The sequence below is a fragment of the Armatimonadia bacterium genome (genome assembly GCA_039679385.1).
In the GTDB taxonomy this organism is placed as follows: domain Bacteria; phylum Armatimonadota; class Zipacnadia; order Zipacnadales; family JABUFB01; genus JAJFTQ01.
Genome location: JBDKVB010000128.1, coordinates 26,115 through 43,076 on the forward strand (window position 1 = coordinate 26,115; position 16,962 = coordinate 43,076).

Genomic DNA, 16,962 nt, shown 5'->3' on the forward strand with positions numbered 1-16,962 from the left:
GTCACAAAGGGCCTTCCTGGCGCTCACCAGACCAGTTGCACGGTCGTCTCTGCCTCGCCGCCCGTATCGATGCCCTGTACAGTGAAGCCCGAGCCGTTCGCGGTGACGCTGCGCCCGATCAGCGATCCCTGGTAGACCATCTGCCCCGAACCATTGAAGTCGATATCGCCGGTCGGCGCGAATATGACTCCGGTGCAGTTGTGGCCCGAGCCGTTGAAGGTGATCGACGGTTGGTTCGAGCCTTCCTCGTAGGAGACGAGGAAGATGCCCGGCTCGTTGGGGCTGATGTCCTGGGCGCAGCCCGACCCGTTGAAGTCGATGCTGCCCTTCGCGATGATGGTGATGCCGTCCAGCACGTGGCCACTTCCGTTGACCGTCACATCCCCGTCCACCAGGTACGTCGTCCCGCTCGGGAAGGTGTGCCCCGAGCCTGAGACCGTCAGATCACCTGTGACGTGAACTCGTGACGCCCCGCCGGGAACCTGCTTTCCAGACCCCGTGACCTTGATCGCGCCGCGGGAGTAGCTGTAGGGGAAATCCGACCACTGGTAGTTCACCGGATAGGGCTCGACCTCCCCCTCCGCATAGCCGCCCTGGAAGTCATTGCCGGAGCCCGTCTCGCGGAACTCGCCGCGGTACTCGACCTGCTTGGTCACCGTGTGCCCGGAACCGGTGAACTTGATCTTGCCGTTGGCGTGGATGCGCCCGTCGATGCTGGCGCCCGAACCCGTCACCAGGACTCCCCACTCTGAGTTCTTCTGGTCCTCAGCGTTGTCCTTCGAGAAGATGCAGGCCAGCCCAGACGCCTTCGTCAGCAGCGCCATCGCCTGGCGTGTCACCGTCATCCCCCTCCGACCGATGACCGGCAGAAAGAAGTAGCGTGTGTACGAACTAGCGCGAACCCATAGCACACGCTCGTCTGCTCCCAGCGTGCGGTAGTTGGGTACGTCCTGCCCGGGCCCGTACCACTGCACATCGCCCTGAGCCGGGTCAATCGCCACCGGGAACTTCGCGCCCTCGGGCGAGTTCGCGGCAGCAATCGCCTGCACTTGCTGAATAGCCGCCGCAGAGTCAGGGAGGACCGCAGCCCCTGCGAGGACCGCCGCATCACACACGTCCTGAGTCCGCTGGGCTGAGATCATCACTCGGGGCATGTCCACTGCAAAGGCCACGCACAGCAGCAGAACCACCAGCATGAGCACGAAGTACACGGCCACGACCCCGCGCCGCCGTCGGACGCGGGAACGTGTACAGACTAAGCCCTTACGGGCATGGCGCTCTGTCTTGCAGCGCCCCAGGGTGAGTTCCGATTGCATAGTTATATCTTAATCAAGGTTAACTCAAGATGCAAGATGATTGTGGCTTTTTCCTGGTTTCTTCTCGTTTGCGCCTCGCGCGTGGACACACCAGGCGCCTGGTCGACTGTCTGTCGCGGAGACCCGTTGTGGCCCAGGAATCAAGGGCGCCCTTGCATCAGGGTCTTGCATGGGGGAGACGACCGGGGGGAAAACGACCAACCTAACTTACCTGGGCATTACTGGTCGAGACTGCAAGCCGAGGGGCCGCCTTCGCGACGGGGCGTAGCTGCCACCGGCACCGGATGCTGCCACAGCCGGCGGCCCATAGGGTCCAGGCGGAGGCCGAAGACGCTGGAATCGCCCCTCCAGTGCCCGCCGTCAAAGTCGACCACGTAGAACACATAACTGCTTCCATCGGCGGCCACGACAACCTGCGGCAGGGACACGCTGGCCCCCTGCGGGATGATCACGTCGGTCGGCACGGATCCCCACAGCGGGGACCCAGTGTTGCTCAGACGTTGCGCCGACAGAGCGAAGTTGCCGTACGAGGGCGGCGCATTGACCGGGGAGGTCAGGGCAACGATCGCCTCGCGCTTCATCCCGGCGGCCAGCAGGTACCCGCCAAAGCCCATCTCAGGCAGGGGAAGGAGGTTCACAGGCGTCGGGTGGCCCCACTGCGGAACCCCGTCACCGCCCATTCTCGCAGCCCATAGCTTGCGTGTTCCACTCGGGCCACGCCCCACAAAGCCGCAGATGAAGCCCTGTGCACCGTCGGACACCACGGGAGAGGGACCTTGGAGTGCAGGCGACATGCCGCCACCTTCTGCGGGGAGCACGGCGCACGCCTTCAGCGTCACCGTCCCGTCTCGCGAGAACAGGTCGGCAGCTACGCCGGGCCTGCGTCCCGCGCCATGTTCATACACGGCCCACACGCCTTCATCGGTGACGACGAGGTGTGCATTGCGTGATGCCCGCAGGGATGTACCGACTACTCTCACGCCACTGGTGCCCGATCCCCAGGCCTGGTTACCCAGTCCGTCATACCTACGCAGCAACACCACGGCGGGCTCCACCGCAGCTCGTGCCTCCAGGGGCTCGCGCAGACAGCTCACGTAAGCGCCGCCTCCTCCATCGGCCACCACGGACAACTGCTGGCAGTGCGATTCGGCCTCCTCCACCACCACGGAGCGCTGACCCTCGAGCCACTGCAGCTTGCCCTCAGCCGTGATCCTCTGGCCGCACACGCCGGTCAGGCAGGCGCTGTTGCCGACGGGGACATCCACATGGAAGAACACCAGAGCGCCGCCTGCACCATCGCTCACAACCTGTGCATGGTGCTCCCGGAACTGGGTTGCGGCGACCGGCACAGCAGCTCCCTGGCCCCAGAGCCTTTCGCCTTGCGCGTTCACTCGCTGGGCATAGAGGTCCACGTCCGTGCTCCGTGGGCCGCTGCTATGCTTGAGCTCGAACACCACGATCGCGCCACCCTTGCCGTCGGCCACAACCACAGGCGAGCGTTCGTAGTCATCGCTGCCGGCCAGGCTCACACCGAGCGGCGCCTCCCAGGCACAGGTGCCGTCGGGCAGCACCTTCTGCACCCAGACATCGGTGTTGTTGGAGCAGGCAGGTACCGGTCGCTCGACCTCGAAGGCGACCAGGCACGGCGATGCGCCTTCGCCCCAGAGCAGTCCCTGGCAAAGGAAGGCCAAGGCGGCTACGAGAACCGCCTTGGCCGAATTCGTCTTCAGCATGTTTTGCGGCTTTCTGCGCGTGCTCACGCTTACGGCACCTATCTGGCGTAGGCCTCGGCAACCTTCTTCAGGCCCTGGTAGATGTCCTCGACATCCTCCTCGTTGTAGCCCTCGTTCCAGCTCGTAACGAAGGTGTTGGCCTGTGCCCAGACCGTCTCCGGGTAGTCCTCCGTCCGGTACACAACGTCTCGGCCGTAGGGCGGCTCCCAGGGGAAGTGACCGCTGCCGTAGGCGGTATGGTCTTTCAGACCGGGGTACATGCAGATGGGAATGCCGCCCGCGTAGCCGGTGCTGAAGGACAGACCCTCTGCGGCGATGGCGGCCCGGAAGGTCGGCACGTCGCACTTCAGCACCTCTTCGTCAATCTGGAAGGAGAAGATCCACCAGGAGTGGCGGGCCTTCTCATGGACCCACGGCGCCTTGATGCCCGGGAGGGTGTTGACCTTGTCCCACAGCAGTTGCGCCGAGGCCCGCCGTCGCTCGAGGATGCTCGGCAGCTTGCGGGTCTGCGCCAGTGCTACCGCGCCGGTCAGTTCGTTCATGCGGTAGTTGATCCCGATCCGCGGATAGCCCCGGTACTCGCCGCCGCGGTCGAAGTACTTGTCGTGGAAGCAGCGGGCGTTGACTGCCAGGTCGTCGTTGTTGCTGATGACGATCCCGCCGTCACCGGTGGTGATCTGCTTGCTTTGCTGCATCGAGAAGCAGCCGAGGTCGCCGATCGTACCGACGGGCTGGCCGTCGAAGGCTGCCCCGTGCGACTGCGCGCAGTCCTCGATCACATACAGGCTATGGCGTCGCGCGACGTCCATGATCTCGTCCATCGGCGCCGGCTGCCCGAACAGGTGCACGGCGATGATGGCTCGGGTGCGGTCGGTGATCTGCGACTCGATGGAATCCGGGCGCAGGATCATTGTGCGGCGATCAACGTCGGCGAACACGGGGATCTGGTTGCACTGCAGGATCCCGATGATCGTGCCCATGTCGGTGACGGTGGTGGTGATGATCTCGTCGCCGACTTCGAGCTGCAGGGCGGCGACCGCTGTGTGCAGAGCTGCCGTGCCCGAGGTGACGCCCAACACGTGCTTGGCGCCGCTGAGGGCCCCGTACTCGGCCTCAAACTGCTTGACCGTCGTGCCGCCATAGTAGAAGAGATTGCCCGACTGGATTACCTGGGTCAGGAGGTCGATCTCTTCCTGACCGAAGTCGCGTCCCGACCGGTTGCTAACGCTCGGCCAGGGCTTGATGGAAGTGTCGCGGGTCTTCGGACCCCCATTGACTGCGAGCTCGGCGGCCATGCTGACTGATCTCCTTACAGATGCGTGAAGTGTTCCGGCAAAGCGCCGGCCTTGAGCGGGACGCAGGCCATCTCGGTGCGCTTCAGCGGCCCCAGGGCAGCTCCGAGCCACTGCATCGTCTGGCTCCCCGCCAACCTCAACTGAGCTGACTGGCAGGTCCTTCCCCGGCAGCAGGGGAAACACCTTCTCGCGGTCGCGTTGCTGAGCCAGGGTGGCTCCCGACCCGGCTGCCTCGATGCCGGAGATGGTGCGCGACAGCCTAACATACTCCTTCCCGGCCGATAGCCCAACCCACATTGTGTGGAGGCCTTGTCATGTGGCGCAGAGTCGGTGCCTTCGTGGCAGCAACCGCCCTCCTTACGGCGGTCTCACTCCTGACCCTACGTCCGGCCCAGACTGACGTGGGACCCGGCTATCGGTCGCCCTTCCTCCTGGCCCTGTCTCCCGACAAGACTACGGTCTACGTCTCGGACTGCACCGCAGACCAGGTCGTGGCCTTGGACGCTGCCTCGGGCAAGCGCACAGGTTCCTGCCAGGTCGACGCCCCGACCGGAATGGCGGCCTCCCCCGATGGAAGGACCCTTTACGTAGCCTCCGGCGACCGCGACCAGGTGACCGAGGTCGCCTTGCCCGCAATGACCCCTGGGCGCAGTACCCCGGTGGGTCGCCATCCCGTCGGCCTCACCCTTTCGCCCGACGGTACGAGGATCTACTGCTGCAACCAGTTCTCGGATGACGTCAGCGTTCTCGAGACTTCCTCCCTGCGAGTCCTCGCGCGTCTGCGGGCGGTTCGAGAGCCCAGGTTCGCCGCTCTCAGCCCAGCCGCGAACACACTCCTCGTCGCGAACCACCTGCCCTTGGGCTCGAACCTCGACGACGACCTCGGCGCCGAAGTGAGCCTGATCAACCTCGCCAACGGTGCACACGCCCGGCTGAAGCTGGCTCGCGGCGCCACCGACGTCGGTCAGATCTGCTGCTCAGCCGATGGTCGCTTCGCCTACGTGCCCCATGTCCTTGCTCGCTGGCTCCTGCCACCAACTCAGCTTGACCGCGGCTGGATGGCCACCAACGCCCTCACCGTCATCGACGTGCCCAACAAGCGCGTCCTGGGCACCGTGCTGCTCGACGACCTCGACCATGGCGCCGCGAACGGTTTCGGCGCTGCACTCTCGGAGTCGGGGGACAAGCTCTGTGTCACCCAATCCGGCACCAACGAGGTGCAGCTTCTCGACACGGCCAGGCTCCTCAAGCTCATCACCGAGTGGCCTCCGAAGTCCCAGGTGGCGCTGGAGGACGACCTGACTGCCGTGTACCGTGCCGGCGTGCGCACTCGCGTGAACTGCGGCGGCCTCTGCCCGCGAGGCGTTGTCTGTGCGGGTCGCGAGGTCTTCGTCGCCAACTACTACTCCGGCACCGTCTCGCGCCTGGGTCTGGACACCGGCAAGGTCCTCGCGACGGTTCCCCTCGGTGAGCAGCCGCCGATGGACCCCGTCCGCCGTGGTGAGATGCTCTTCCATGACGCTACGAACTGCTTCCAGGGCTGGCAGTCCTGCGAGACCTGCCACCCCGAGGGTCGGGGCGATGGCCTTGCCTGGGACCTGCCCAATGACGGTATCGGCAACCCCAAGAACGCCAAGTCCCTTCTGCTGTCCTCCAAGACGCCACCATCAATGGCCCATGGTGTCCGGGCCAGCATGAGAGTCGCCGTCGTCGCCGGCTTCAAGTACATCCTCTTCCACCCGCCAACGGACGAGGAAGTCGACTCGGTCTGCGCCTACCTCGACTCCATGAAGCCGGAGCGCAGTCCCTTCCTCAAGGCCGACGGGTCTCTATCCGAGGCCGCGAAGCGGGGCAAAGCGCTCTTCGAGAGCCCGGAGGTCGGGTGCGCTCGCTGCCATCCTGCGCCCCTGTACACCGATCTGCAGATGTATGAGGTGGGGACCAGGGGCAAGTTCGATCAGCGTGCCGACTTCGACACGCCGACCCTTGTCGAGATGTTCCGAACTGCGCCCTTCCTGCATGACGGCAGCGCGGTCACGATGCGCGAGGTGCTCAAGGACTTCAACAAGACCGACCAGCACGGCCACACCTCGCAACTCACTGACCGGCAGCTCAAGGACCTTGCCGAGTACGCCCTGTCGCTGTAGCCTTCGCTCTTGACAAGAACCGCCTCTGCGTCGTACCTCCTGGGTACACTTGGGGCATGGCCCAACGGTACCCGGCGCAATCAACCATCCCTCAATCGAGGAGGACCCTGTGAACGTGCACGTAGCACTCCTGTCTTGCGCGCTGCTATGCATGACCCTCACTCTCGCTGTGGCCCAGGAAACACCGGTGGCACCTCAGCTCACCGCCGTGGGGCAGGTCGTCGTCGAGAAGGACGTGCCCTACCTCCTGGACCCCGACTGCGTGTCTCACCCGCGATTGTCCATCAGTTTCTCGGAGCAAATGAAGCAGTGGGCAGAGAAGGACGCCCTCAATCCCCCGTCAAAGGGTGGGATCGTATTCAACGGCAGCTCCACCTTCACCCGCTGGAAGACGGTGCCCACGGACTTCGCTCCTCTCCCGGCCGTCAACCGCGCCTACGGCGGATCGCGCATCTGGGACCTGTGGTACTGGGCCGACCAGGCAGTCATCGCCCTGGAGCCCAAGATCGTGGTCGTCTACATCGGTGACAACGACATGACGACCCTCTTCAACACCGGCGGCAAGCTCGTCTGGCAGCCGAACGACAACAACGTCGCCTTCTTCATGAAGTACGTGCGGCTCTACGTTGAGAAGATCCGCGCCAAACTGCCCAACACGCGCTTCATCTTTGTTCCCGTCAAGCCTTGCCCGTCGCGCTTCGCCGGTTGGGAGGTTGCCTACAAGCCCCTCAACAAGGCCCTCGCCGAGTACTGCGCACAGCAAAAGAACATGGCCTTCGTCGATACGACCGGCCTCATGATGAACCCGGACGGCACTCCCAACGCCAACTTGTACGAGAAGGACATGCTGCACTTCAAGGCGGAGGTCTACCCCTCCTGGGCCAGGGAGATTCGACCCGTGCTGGATCGCATGTGGGCCGAGGTGAAGTAGCCTCTCCCGCCTCATCGGATTCCAGACGCGAAACAGGCGCACCCCTTCCCGAGGGAGTGCGCCTGTCGGGTTCTGCACTATTCGGAGTCGGCTCCCGAACTGTCCGCCGGCTGCCGAGGGCCCCCTGGCTCAGTCCGACTCGATCGTCATGTTCTCGCTGTGCCCGTTATCCGCCGCCTCACGCTGACGCCGAATCAGATCCTCGAACCGCTCCCCTGCCTCCTCGTCCTCTTCGTCTTCCTCTCCCTCTTCGTCCTCCCCGATGCTCTCGAGTGCGCGGTCAAACATGGCGATGGCGAACTCGAATCTGCCGACCCGCCGGTACAGCTCGCCCAGCAAATACAAGATCGTCCGTGCCTGATCCTCCGCAACTTCGCTGGCGTCGAGGGCCTTCTCAAACAGCATGATCGCTTCGCACTGGCTCTCGGCCTCTCGCTCCGGCAGGCTCTCCTGTCGGGCGCACCAGGAAGCGCGCAGGTACAGGTCGGCCAGACGTAGATCGCTGGCTCGCGTGTCGTGACGATAGCACCGGGCCGCCAGCAGGTACTTGGTCGAGCCCGAGAGTGCCGCACGACCTCCGCCGGCCACCAGTTCCTCCGGGTGGTGTTCCCGCGCCAGGACGAAGTCGCGCACCGGATCCTGAGCGTTCTCGAAGTCACCCTCGAAGGCGGCAAACATGCACCTGGGGCACACATGCACGTAGTGTGGCTGAGGGTCCAGTCCGATCGTGATTGGTCTGAAGTCCGTATCCTGGCCCACGCTGTTGGTCGACGCGATTCGCTGGCTCACAAACCGCGTGCCGCATACGGGACAGGTTAGTTCGATGTTCGCTAGTGTCGTCATCGATGGCTCCCGAGATGCTCTCTTCCTTGTGTCGCCCCCCAACACCTTTGCCCTGCGTGGCAACCCTCCTCGTCCCCTAACGCTTGCTGTCCCTCGGTGCACACACCGTGGTGAAGCTCCCGTCGCTCCACAGACCAAAGCCCTTTTCAGCTTCTCTCTGTCACGGCAGACTCCTTCTCGCGACCCAGGCCGGTCTGCGTCGTTGACGTCTCTACCGCTTGCCCGTAAAATGGCCCGGGGGCCCCCTATGACCGTCTCTCGTGGTGCTTTTGTCGGCCTTGTACTTGGTTCCCTCGCGAGCGTTCTGTGGGGGAGCGTCAACGTCTGTGCTCGGTACCTGGTCGACAGTCGCGGTCTCGACCCCATGTTTGTCGCGTCGGTCCGCTTCTGCAGTGGCGCACTGGCCGCCCTCGGTTTCATGATCCTGACCGGTCGCGGACGTGACCTGCGTGCCGCCACCCGCGAGCTGCCACTCCTACTGCTCCTCGGCGCCATCGGCATCTTCGCCATGGGCAGCATGGTGTTCCTGTCCGCCCGCTACACCGCCTCCGTCAACTCGGCGGTGATCCTCAATGCCAATCCTCTCTTCATTGCCCTGCTGGCGCCACTTGCCGGAGAACGGGTGCCCTGGCTGCGACGCCTCGGCGTTCTCCTGGGTCTGGGCGGTTGTGTTCTGGTGAGTCTGGGCCACGCCACGCAGGCCTCGGCGTCCACCAACGACCTCCTCGGCTGCGGCTTTGCCGCTCTGGGGGCCTTCTTCTGGGCTTCCTACACGGTGATGGGGAAGGGCGTGACGCAGCGTTGTGGTGGGCTTGCGAGTGCGACCTGGAGTCTCGTGGGCGGAGCGGTGCTCTTCCTGCTGGTAGTCTCTCTCACCGGCGGCGCCCGAGCGCTCACCCTCTCAGAGGCGGCCGTCGGGCTCTACCTCGGTATCGGCCCCACTGCCGTGGCAATGCTCGCCTGGTACCGAGCTCTCGAGTGCGTCGACGCGAGTCTCCTCGGGCCCACGCAGTACCTCGCGATCCTGGGGGGTGCGCTTCTGGGGTGGCTTCTGCTGGGGGAGAACCTCACTGCAATGCTGATCCTGGGGGCCGCAATCATTGTGGTCGGTCTGTTCCTTGCCACGCATGAGCCGGATCGCCCCGTCGAGTAACCGAAGCCGCTCCTGTCACGTCCTGGATGGGGATCGGGCCGACAGAAAAGGAAGATGGGGGTGAGGGGAGAGAGGCCCCACCCCCAAGGGCCGCAGGCATGAGCGTGCTAGGTGCCTGAACCGGGACGGTCAGAGGGGGCCACCTCTGACAGGCCTCTGGGCTCCTGCTTCCGCCGCCACCACCAGAAGGCCGGCAAGCCCAGTGCTACCAGAGCAAAGGTACTTGGCTCCGGCATATGGTGCGACTGCATCGGCGCCAGAGTCGGGTCGCCGACGATGGTCAGTCCGTAGTACATGCTCGTCTCGTAGTCCGAGAAGCCGTCCGCCGCTTGCTGGTCGAACCAGTCCAGCAGCGCCTGGCCAACGCACTCCTTACTGTGGAGCGCCTGGTAGAAGGTCCCCAGTTGCGTCAGGCCGCCCGGACTCGTTGAGCCCACTGCGGCCAGACCGTAGTCTGTGCCAAAGACGTACTTGCCCGCCAGGTAGTCCGCCTGCTCGTAGTTCGTGGCCTCGCAGGCAAACAGATCGTAGAAGCCAACCTGAGGGTTGAGCCCCGAGATCTCACTGGCCTGCGTCTCGCCCGCGGATTCCCAGTCGCTGGTCCAGTAGTGCGCGTTCTCGTCCGAATGGGCGGCCACTCGCAGCCAGTGATAGTTGCCCTCGTCCAGACGCGCTTCGTAGTCCGCCTCGCCGGTGAGGGTCGTCGAGTTCACCATCTCCACCGTCCAGCCCGAGCCGCTCATGTCCTTCTGCCAGGAGTTCCCGTAGGCCCACCAGTCGTCATCCACGTACAGCAGCGCCGACTTGTTGAACTGCATGAGCCCCTTCGCGTAGAGATGGTGCCGCGTGAAGTAGCTCGTGAGTGCGCCAACGTCGCCCTCGCTGAAGTTCGGGCTCAGGCGTCCTACCCACACTTCCGGCGCGACACTCCCGTTCCCGGCCGCGTGGCTGTCGAGTACGCCGTCAAGGTTGCTGTCCGACCAGGAGCCGTCAACGTCCATATAGTAGAGGTCCGACGCGAAGGTGTTCCCGCCATACGAGTAACTGGCGCCCGGGAGGTTCCCAACGAAGACGGCCCCGGCAAGACCGCCCGGGGAGGAGTACTCGGACTGCAGGTGCGTGCGGATGCTCTCGGCGCCGCCGCCGTCGTATTCCCACAGCGAAGCCTTCCAGCCGTAGTGTGCCAGGTCGTTGATGTACAGGTCGAGGGAGGGCTGGAGGGCCGAGCGGAGACTGCTGTCGACGATCACACTTACGCGCGAGCACAAAGCGGGGGAGGCGGTTGCACCGAGACACACCAGCACCGCCATCACAACGCACCGACCGGAGCGCAGGGAGCGTGTTCGCGGTCTCTGTCTGGCGTGGCTTTCGAGGGCCTTGGCGGACCGAGTGCGAAGAAGCTGCATGGGCCGATCACACCGCCGTAAGCTCATGATAAGCTCAACTTTGGCTCAAATACTACCCGCGCCCTTGAGCAATGTCAACGGTTTTCTTTAGTAAATCATGAGATAACCGTCCGTCAGCCCACGGACATGGCCACTCGGAACCCGCAAGGAAAGAACGGAGGACCCGCCGGCCGGTCGTAGAACCGAACCGCGCAGCGCACCTCCTCTGGTCGGCTGTTGAACGCCCCGCCACGGATGACGCGATGCAATCCATGTGCCGGTCCGAAGGGATCTACTGCCGGCGCCTCCGCGTAGTAGCCCGGGTCGAACCAGTCGCCGCACCACTCCCACACATTTCCCGCCATATCGAGGCATCCATAGGGGCTCGCCCCCGAGGGATAGCCTCTCACATCGGTGGGGCCGCAGGCGGATTCGGCACAGTTGCAGCGACCTCCCGGCGCGGCCTCCTCGCCCCAGGGATAGGTCCGCGCATCGAGCCCCCTGGCCGCCTTCTCCCACCCCGCCTCCGTGGGCAGCCGGAAACCAACTCCCGTCTGCGCTGAGAGCCACCGGCAAAATCCGACGGCCTCGTAGAAGGGCACGTAGCATGCGGGCAGCCAGTCGCTGTCAGGGCTGCCGGCTCCGGGGCCCGGGAAGGGGTACTCGCCAAGATGGCGCTGGTACGCCGCATACTGAGCCACTGTAACCGGGTACCGCGAGAGAGCGAAAGCGCTCACGAACACCTCGCGCTGTGGCCTCTCCCGGTCCACGAGAGACCGCGCCGAGGGCTGGTCGGCGTCGACCTCTTCGGCGCTGCCTCTGAGGAACTCCCCGCCAGGCACCAACTGCAGCACGATCCCCAGGTCAGCTGCCATCGCCGGGACGGTAACCGTCCTTGCTCCTGCCTCCTGTGCAAGACTCAGGTTGCCTGGAGAAGCCATCTGACATACCTCAATGCGGCGTCAAGAGTCCCGTCCCGGACAGGCCGGGGGCTCGGCGCCCTGGTTACCAACTATGGTCGGGTCTGATTGAATTCTCGGACCTTTGGGCCCACTTCTTGAGCCTAGTCCTTGCGCGCTCCTGGAGAGGAATACTTCCCGCACCTCACCCTGTCTCGCTTCCCTTTCCTTCCCCTTGTCCGTGCGTGCGCAGTGGGGCAAGGCGGTGAGATACCGCCCTGCCTTCCGGCAGAAAAGTGGGCCGGAAACCGGCTTCTTGAAGGGGTTGACAGGCTCTTGGGTTTATGCCATGATAACCGTCGCCCGACGTTGAAATCCCAGTTCACCTGCACGCGTCTGCCGGGCTGGCTCATACCGCTAGGGGCCAGCCGTTGTCGTGTGGACGGGCTGGCGTTGCCACAGCCGGGTCGGGCGTCTAATGGCGGTTAATCTTGTGCCCGAATTCACATGGGCGTGCCGCGGTAGGGCGTTTTTGGGTCGCTGTGAGGGCTGGCCCGGGGTTTCCGGCCAGCCTTCTATTGTGTCCAACTGTAAGTATGTACTTCATTTCACAAAGTAGTCGGCTCAGAACAGGTGAATGAGAATGTCGGAGATAACACTGACGATTGACGGCATCCAGGTGACCGTGCCCCAGGGCTACACAATCATGGAGGCTGCTGACCAGGCGGGCATCAGGATCCCCCGTCTGTGTCATCACCCCCGCCTGTCCATCCAGGGCGCCTGTCGGATCTGCATTGTCGATGTCGAGGGTGCGCGTACGCTTCCGGCCGCCTGCTGCTCTCCCGCTACGAACGGCATGGTCGTCCGAACCCACACCCCCGAAGTCCTTCAGCTCCGCCGCGACATCGTAGAGCTCCTCCTCGACAACCACCCCATGGACTGCAACACCTGCGAGCGGGACGGTAACTGCGAACTGCAGCGGCTCGCCAGTTCCATGGGTATCCGCGAGCGTTTCTTCGAGGGCGAGCGCAAGCACTATCCGAAAGACAACACCGGCCCCGCGGTCATCCGCGACCCCGAGAAGTGCGTGCAGTGCGGTCGTTGCGTCCGCATGTGCGGCGAGGTCCAGGAAGTCGCGGCTCTCGGCCAGGTCGAGCGCGGGTTCAACACCGTCGTCATGCCCGCCCATGACAAGGCCTTCATCGACAGCGTCTGCACCGGCTGCGGCCAGTGCGTCAATGTCTGCCCGACGGCTGCCTTCCTTGAGAAGGACGCGACCCAGGGCTTCCTCAAGGCCCTCGAAGACCCCGAGACCATCGTGGTCAGCCAGATGGCTCCCTCGGTCCGTGCCGCCATCGGCGAATGCTTCGGGATGCAGCCCGGCAAGGCCTGGGAAGGCGAGCTCTTCGCCGCTCAGCGCCGCATGGGCATTGACTACGTCTTCGACACCCAGTTCAGCGCCGACCTCACCATCATGGAAGAGGGCGCCGAGTTCGTCGAGAAGCTCAAGGCCGGCAGGCTCCCCAACATCACCTCCTGCTGCCCGACCTGGATCAAGTACTGCGAGACCTTCCACCCGGACATGATGCAGTACCTGTCCAGCGCGAAGTCGCCCATGAGCATGCAGGGCGCCGTGGTCAAGAGCTACTGGGCCGAGAAGATGGGCATCGACCCGGCGAAGATCTACTCCGTCGCTTTCATGTGCTGCACCTGCAAGAAGTTCGAAGCCACCCGGCCCGAGCTGTGGATGAGCCCCGACATGCCCTCTGTCGACGCGGTCTGCACCACTCGTGAGCTGGCCTGGCTGATGAAATACTTCGGCATCGACTTCGCCAACCTCGCTCCCGAAGAGGCCGACTCCCCCTTGGGCGCGTCCACTGGCGCCGCAGCCATCTTCGGGGCAACCGGTGGCGTCACCGAAGCCGCCCTGCGCTCCGCCTACTTCCTGGCCCTGGGCAAAGAGCTCCCGGACGACGCCATCAACTTCTACGAGACGCGTGGCACCGACGGCGCTCGCGAGGCTTGGGTCGACTTCGACGGCACCAAGCTGCATGTCGCCATCGCCAACGGCCTCGGCAGCGCCAACAAGATCCTCGACCGCATGCGCAAGGGTGAGGAGTTCCACTGGATCGAAGTCATGGGCTGCCCCGGTGGCTGCGTCGGCGGTGGCGGACAGCCCTATGCCGGCGCTAACTCCGTGCCGCTCGACGAAGAACTCCTTCGCCTGCGGGCCAAGTCCCTCTATGACCTGGACACCGACCGCACCATCCGCCGATCGCACCAAAACCCGGACATCCAGAAGCTGTACGACGAATACCTGGGTGCGCCGCTTGGCCATAAGTCCCACGAGTTGCTGCACACCCATTACTATGCGCGGCTGCCGCTTGGCGTTCGGCCGCAGGAGGCGCAGGTTTAATGCCGTACCAGCGCGATATGCTTGAGTCCCCCGAGTGGTGGGCGAAACTCGACGAGTACATCGCCGAACAGAAGCAGCGCAACCCTGAGCACGTTCAGAGCGCTCTCATGCCCGTGCTGCACTACGTGCAGGACCTGTTCGGTTACGTCCCGGAGAAGGCCATCAACCACGTCTCCCAGTCCCTGGGTGTGCCGGCAGTCTACGTGTCGGGCGTGGCCAGCTTCTACTCCTACTACTCCCTTACGCCGAAGGGCACCTTCACCGTAAGTGTGTGCCTTGGCACCGCCTGCTATGTCCGCGGCAGCCAGGGCATTCTGGACGAGTTCTGCCGACAGCTTAACGTCCAGCCCGGCGAGTCAACGCCCGACGGTCTGTTCACAATGGCCGAGGCCCGCTGCCTCGGAGCCTGCGGGCAGGCTCCCGTCGTCATGGTCAACGACCGAGTCCATGCCCGTGTCACGCGCGAGCAGGTTGCCGATATCATCGCTCACTACATGGCACAGGCGCGGGGCGAGGCCGACAAAGCGGCCGAATAGCGTACGGCGGACGATACCCGTCAGGTCGCGGCCAAGGACGCTGCACCGGCTCACCAACCTAACGGGGATCCCCGGGAGACTGTAACTCGTCTCTGGCGGGCCGTATGGGACCCCGACGCCCCTCTGGAGGTGCGGCATGAGCGCCGCCCCTCAGTTGTCGAAGTCGAGGGACCTGCCACTGCGAACGAAGCTGCTGATCTGCTTCCTCGCCGTCACTGTGGTGGGTGGTGCTCTGACCATCGTGGCCGGGAGCTTCGTGATCACCGACATGGCGATCGGGGAGGCCCAGCGGCGGGTCGAGGTTGGCCTCAAGACTGCGCGCTCGACCCTGCAGCAGCGGGCCGACGAAGCAGAGCGGACCGCGAGCATCCTGGCCGACTGGGCCGCACGACAGCCTGACCTGTATGCCAACGGCGTTGCCTCTGAGTACCTTGAGAAGCTGCGCGAGAAGTGTGGGCTCGACCTGCTGCACGTCGTCGACGCCGACGGGACGGTTACGGCCACCGCACGCGGCAACGCCCGGGGCCTTAACATCCTTGGCGACGTCGTCGTCGGTGCGGCCCTTCGGGAGGGACGTGCCTCCTGGGCCTTCACCACGATGTCGGGCAGGCAGCTTAGCGCCGAGAGCGCCGAGCTGGCCTCCCAGGCCTACGTGAAGGTCGTGGAAACCGAGCGCGCCAAGCCCGGCGGACTCAACGAGTTGCGCGAAGCCTTGGTCATCCAGGCGGCTGCGCCCATCATCAGGCCCCCGGGACGTGTTGTGGGAGCCGTGCGGGCGGCAGTGCTGCTCACACGCAACTACGAGCTTGTGGACTACATACGGGACAACGTCTTCACCATGTCTACGTATGACCACAAGAACCTGGGCACGGTGACCATTTTCCTGCGCGACGTGCGCATCGCGACCAATGTCGCCGGTCCCACGGGCGAGAGAGCCATCGGCACGCGCGTTTCCGCCGAGGTCAACGATAAGGTCCTGGGACGCGGTGAGACCTGGGTCGGGCCGGCCTATGTGGTCGGCAACTGGTACGTCTCGGCCTACGAGCCCCTTCGTGACACGCGCAACAGCGTCATCGGCATCCTGTATGTGGGCGTCCTCAAGGACCGCTACGACGACATGCGCAGCCGGGCGATGGGGTTCTTCCTGCTCTGCACGGCCATCGCTTTGATTGCGGCCTTTGTGGTCGGGACCTGGCTTGCAGGTCGGTTGGCGCGACCCCTGGATGAACTGACGGGGGCCGCGGTCCAGATCGCCCGCGGCAACCTTGAGCATCGGCTGCCCGAGCCTGCAAGGGCCGACCATGACGAGCTGAAGAAACTAACTGTCGCCTTCAATGCTATGGCAGCTTCACTACAGCAACGCGACGAAGAGCTCCGGCGCAGCCATCAGGACCTTGCGGAGACCGCCGATGAGCTCAAGCGCTGGAACCAGAACTACCTTGACACCCTGGAGTTTATCACCCACGAGCTGAAGAATCAGGTCGCTGCCATGAAGATCAACCTCCTGGCAGTGCGCGACGGCTACGTGGGCGAGCTCGAGCCGGATCAGCGTGAGGCCCTGGATGACGTGGTGGTCGCTGTTAACCGCACGGAGGAGATGATCCTCAACTACCTCAACCTCTCCCGCCTTGAGAAGGGCGATCTGGAGGTCCGGGTCCGCCCGGTGCAAGTCGAGGTGGATGTCGTGCGGCCGGTGCTGCGCGAGCTCAAGGCACGGTTCGACGAGAAGCAGATGCAGCTTGAGGTGGCACTGCCCGAGGACCTTGTCGTCCAGGCCGACCCCTCCTTGCTGCAGATCGTGTACGAGAATCTTCTCAGCAATGCAGCCAAGTACGGCCGAGAGAACGGCCTTGTGCGGGTGTGGGGTGAGCGCGTCAACGGATGGGCTGAGCTGCATGTCTGGAACGAGGGCCAGGGCGTTGCGGCCGACCAGGCAGACGAGCTCTTCCGCAAGTTCTCACGCCTGCAGCCACCAGGCGAGCAGGAGCGGGGAACGGGTCTCGGCCTGTTCATCACCCGCGAGATCGTCCGCAAGCATGGCGGTGACATCCGCGCTGAGAGCGAGGCCGGACAGTGGATTGACTTCGTCTTCCGACTGCCCCGCCCCGATGTTGTCCTGGGCGAAGAAGAGCAACTTGACGAAACCATCGGTTAGCAGGTGTGACGCACCGTGCGCGCGATGTCCCCGGTGCGCCCACTGTCTCAGGCCGTCCTCTGCCCGGCTCCGCCGGCAAGTGCCCTGGGCGGTTGGCTACGGTCACCCTTAGTCGTACCGGTCCAACATTTCCGATCAGCACCCGATCTCTGG

The 16,962-nt window shown here is 64.4% G+C and carries 12 protein-coding genes; 6 read left to right on the forward strand and 6 right to left on the reverse strand.

Annotated elements, in window-relative coordinates; genetic code table 11:
* Positions 1 to 23 precede the first annotated feature (23 nt).
* The 3 genes from ABFE16_14240 to ABFE16_14250 form a co-directional block, all read right to left on the reverse strand.
* Positions 24 to 1,217 (reverse strand): pilus assembly protein TadG-related protein, encoded by a 1,194-nt coding sequence (locus ABFE16_14240; GenBank protein ID MEN6346456.1) that lies wholly within the window; start codon positions 1,215 to 1,217, stop codon positions 24 to 26.
* 317 nt (positions 1,218 to 1,534) lie between these two features.
* Entirely contained in the window at positions 1,535 to 3,049 is a 1,515-nt protein-coding gene (locus tag ABFE16_14245; protein ID MEN6346457.1) for a hypothetical protein, read from the reverse strand.
* A gap of 38 nt (positions 3,050 to 3,087) precedes the next feature.
* The gene (locus ABFE16_14250) at positions 3,088 to 4,344 is read right to left on the reverse strand and encodes a DegT/DnrJ/EryC1/StrS family aminotransferase (GenBank protein ID MEN6346458.1); all 1,257 of its coding nucleotides are present in this window, start codon (positions 4,342 to 4,344) and stop codon (positions 3,088 to 3,090) included.
* A 314-nt stretch (positions 4,345 to 4,658) separates the two neighbouring features.
* Between ABFE16_14250 and ABFE16_14255 the strand changes: the two genes are divergently transcribed.
* The gene (locus ABFE16_14255; GenBank protein ID MEN6346459.1) at positions 4,659 to 6,491 is read left to right on the forward strand and encodes a hypothetical protein; all 1,833 of its coding nucleotides are present in this window, start codon (positions 4,659 to 4,661) and stop codon (positions 6,489 to 6,491) included.
* A 115-nt stretch (positions 6,492 to 6,606) separates the two neighbouring features.
* Entirely contained in the window at positions 6,607 to 7,422 is an 816-nt protein-coding gene (locus tag ABFE16_14260; GenBank protein MEN6346460.1) for a GDSL-type esterase/lipase family protein, read from the forward strand.
* A 129-nt stretch (positions 7,423 to 7,551) separates the two neighbouring features.
* Here the strand turns inward: ABFE16_14260 and ABFE16_14265 are convergent, their stop codons facing one another.
* A complete protein-coding gene (locus ABFE16_14265) occupies positions 7,552 to 8,265 on the reverse strand; it encodes a DUF2225 domain-containing protein (GenBank protein ID MEN6346461.1) in 714 nt (237 codons plus the stop codon).
* Positions 8,266 to 8,512: 247 nt separating this feature from the next.
* Here ABFE16_14265 and ABFE16_14270 point away from each other — a divergent pair, with 247 nt between their 5' ends.
* Positions 8,513 to 9,418 carry a DMT family transporter gene (locus tag ABFE16_14270; GenBank protein MEN6346462.1) on the forward strand — a complete coding sequence of 302 codons (906 nt, stop codon included), beginning with the start codon at positions 8,513 to 8,515 and terminating at the stop codon, positions 9,416 to 9,418.
* A 107-nt stretch (positions 9,419 to 9,525) separates the two neighbouring features.
* On the opposite strand, the gene ABFE16_14275 is transcribed toward ABFE16_14270, so the two are convergent.
* Positions 9,526 to 10,728, reverse strand: coding sequence for a PEP-CTERM sorting domain-containing protein (locus ABFE16_14275; GenBank protein ID MEN6346463.1), 1,203 nt, complete (start codon positions 10,726 to 10,728; stop codon positions 9,526 to 9,528).
* A 209-nt stretch (positions 10,729 to 10,937) separates the two neighbouring features.
* Complete coding sequence (locus ABFE16_14280) at positions 10,938 to 11,744, reverse strand: SUMF1/EgtB/PvdO family nonheme iron enzyme (protein MEN6346464.1); 807 nt, start codon at positions 11,742 to 11,744, stop codon at positions 10,938 to 10,940.
* A gap of 601 nt (positions 11,745 to 12,345) precedes the next feature.
* Here ABFE16_14280 and ABFE16_14285 point away from each other — a divergent pair.
* The 3 genes from ABFE16_14285 to ABFE16_14295 all read left to right on the forward strand — a co-directional run bounded on the left by ABFE16_14285 (position 12,346) and on the right by ABFE16_14295 (position 16,809).
* Complete coding sequence (locus ABFE16_14285) at positions 12,346 to 14,118, forward strand: NADH-dependent [FeFe] hydrogenase, group A6 (GenBank protein ID MEN6346465.1); 1,773 nt, start codon at positions 12,346 to 12,348, stop codon at positions 14,116 to 14,118.
* Positions 14,118 to 14,654 (forward strand): NAD(P)H-dependent oxidoreductase subunit E, encoded by a 537-nt coding sequence (locus ABFE16_14290; protein ID MEN6346466.1) that lies wholly within the window; start codon positions 14,118 to 14,120, stop codon positions 14,652 to 14,654. Before ABFE16_14285 ends, ABFE16_14290 begins: the two co-directional genes overlap by 1 nt.
* A 136-nt stretch (positions 14,655 to 14,790) precedes the next feature.
* Positions 14,791 to 16,809 (forward strand): cache domain-containing protein, encoded by a 2,019-nt coding sequence (locus ABFE16_14295; protein ID MEN6346467.1) that lies wholly within the window; start codon positions 14,791 to 14,793, stop codon positions 16,807 to 16,809.
* Positions 16,810 to 16,962 lie beyond the last annotated feature (153 nt).

Excerpts from the sequence above, each read along its gene's own strand:
- ABFE16_14280 (MEN6346464.1), bottom strand. The coding sequence starts at position 11,744 with ATGGCTTCTCCAGGCAACCTGAGTCTTGCACAGGAGGCAGGAGCAAGG.
- ABFE16_14295 (MEN6346467.1), top strand. The coding sequence starts at position 14,791 with ATGAGCGCCGCCCCTCAGTTGTCGAAGTCGAGGGACCTGCCACTGCGA.
- ABFE16_14250 (MEN6346458.1), bottom strand. The coding sequence starts at position 4,344 with ATGGCCGCCGAGCTCGCAGTCAATGGGGGTCCGAAGACCCGCGACACT.
- ABFE16_14255 (MEN6346459.1), top strand. The coding sequence starts at position 4,659 with ATGTGGCGCAGAGTCGGTGCCTTCGTGGCAGCAACCGCCCTCCTTACG.
- ABFE16_14270 (MEN6346462.1), top strand. The coding sequence starts at position 8,513 with ATGACCGTCTCTCGTGGTGCTTTTGTCGGCCTTGTACTTGGTTCCCTC.
- ABFE16_14275 (MEN6346463.1), bottom strand. The coding sequence starts at position 10,728 with ATGGCGGTGCTGGTGTGTCTCGGTGCAACCGCCTCCCCCGCTTTGTGC.
- ABFE16_14290 (MEN6346466.1), top strand. The coding sequence starts at position 14,118 with ATGCCGTACCAGCGCGATATGCTTGAGTCCCCCGAGTGGTGGGCGAAA.
- ABFE16_14265 (MEN6346461.1), bottom strand. The coding sequence starts at position 8,265 with ATGACGACACTAGCGAACATCGAACTAACCTGTCCCGTATGCGGCACG.
- ABFE16_14285 (MEN6346465.1), top strand. The coding sequence starts at position 12,346 with ATGTCGGAGATAACACTGACGATTGACGGCATCCAGGTGACCGTGCCC.
- ABFE16_14245 (MEN6346457.1), bottom strand. The coding sequence starts at position 3,049 with ATGCTGAAGACGAATTCGGCCAAGGCGGTTCTCGTAGCCGCCTTGGCC.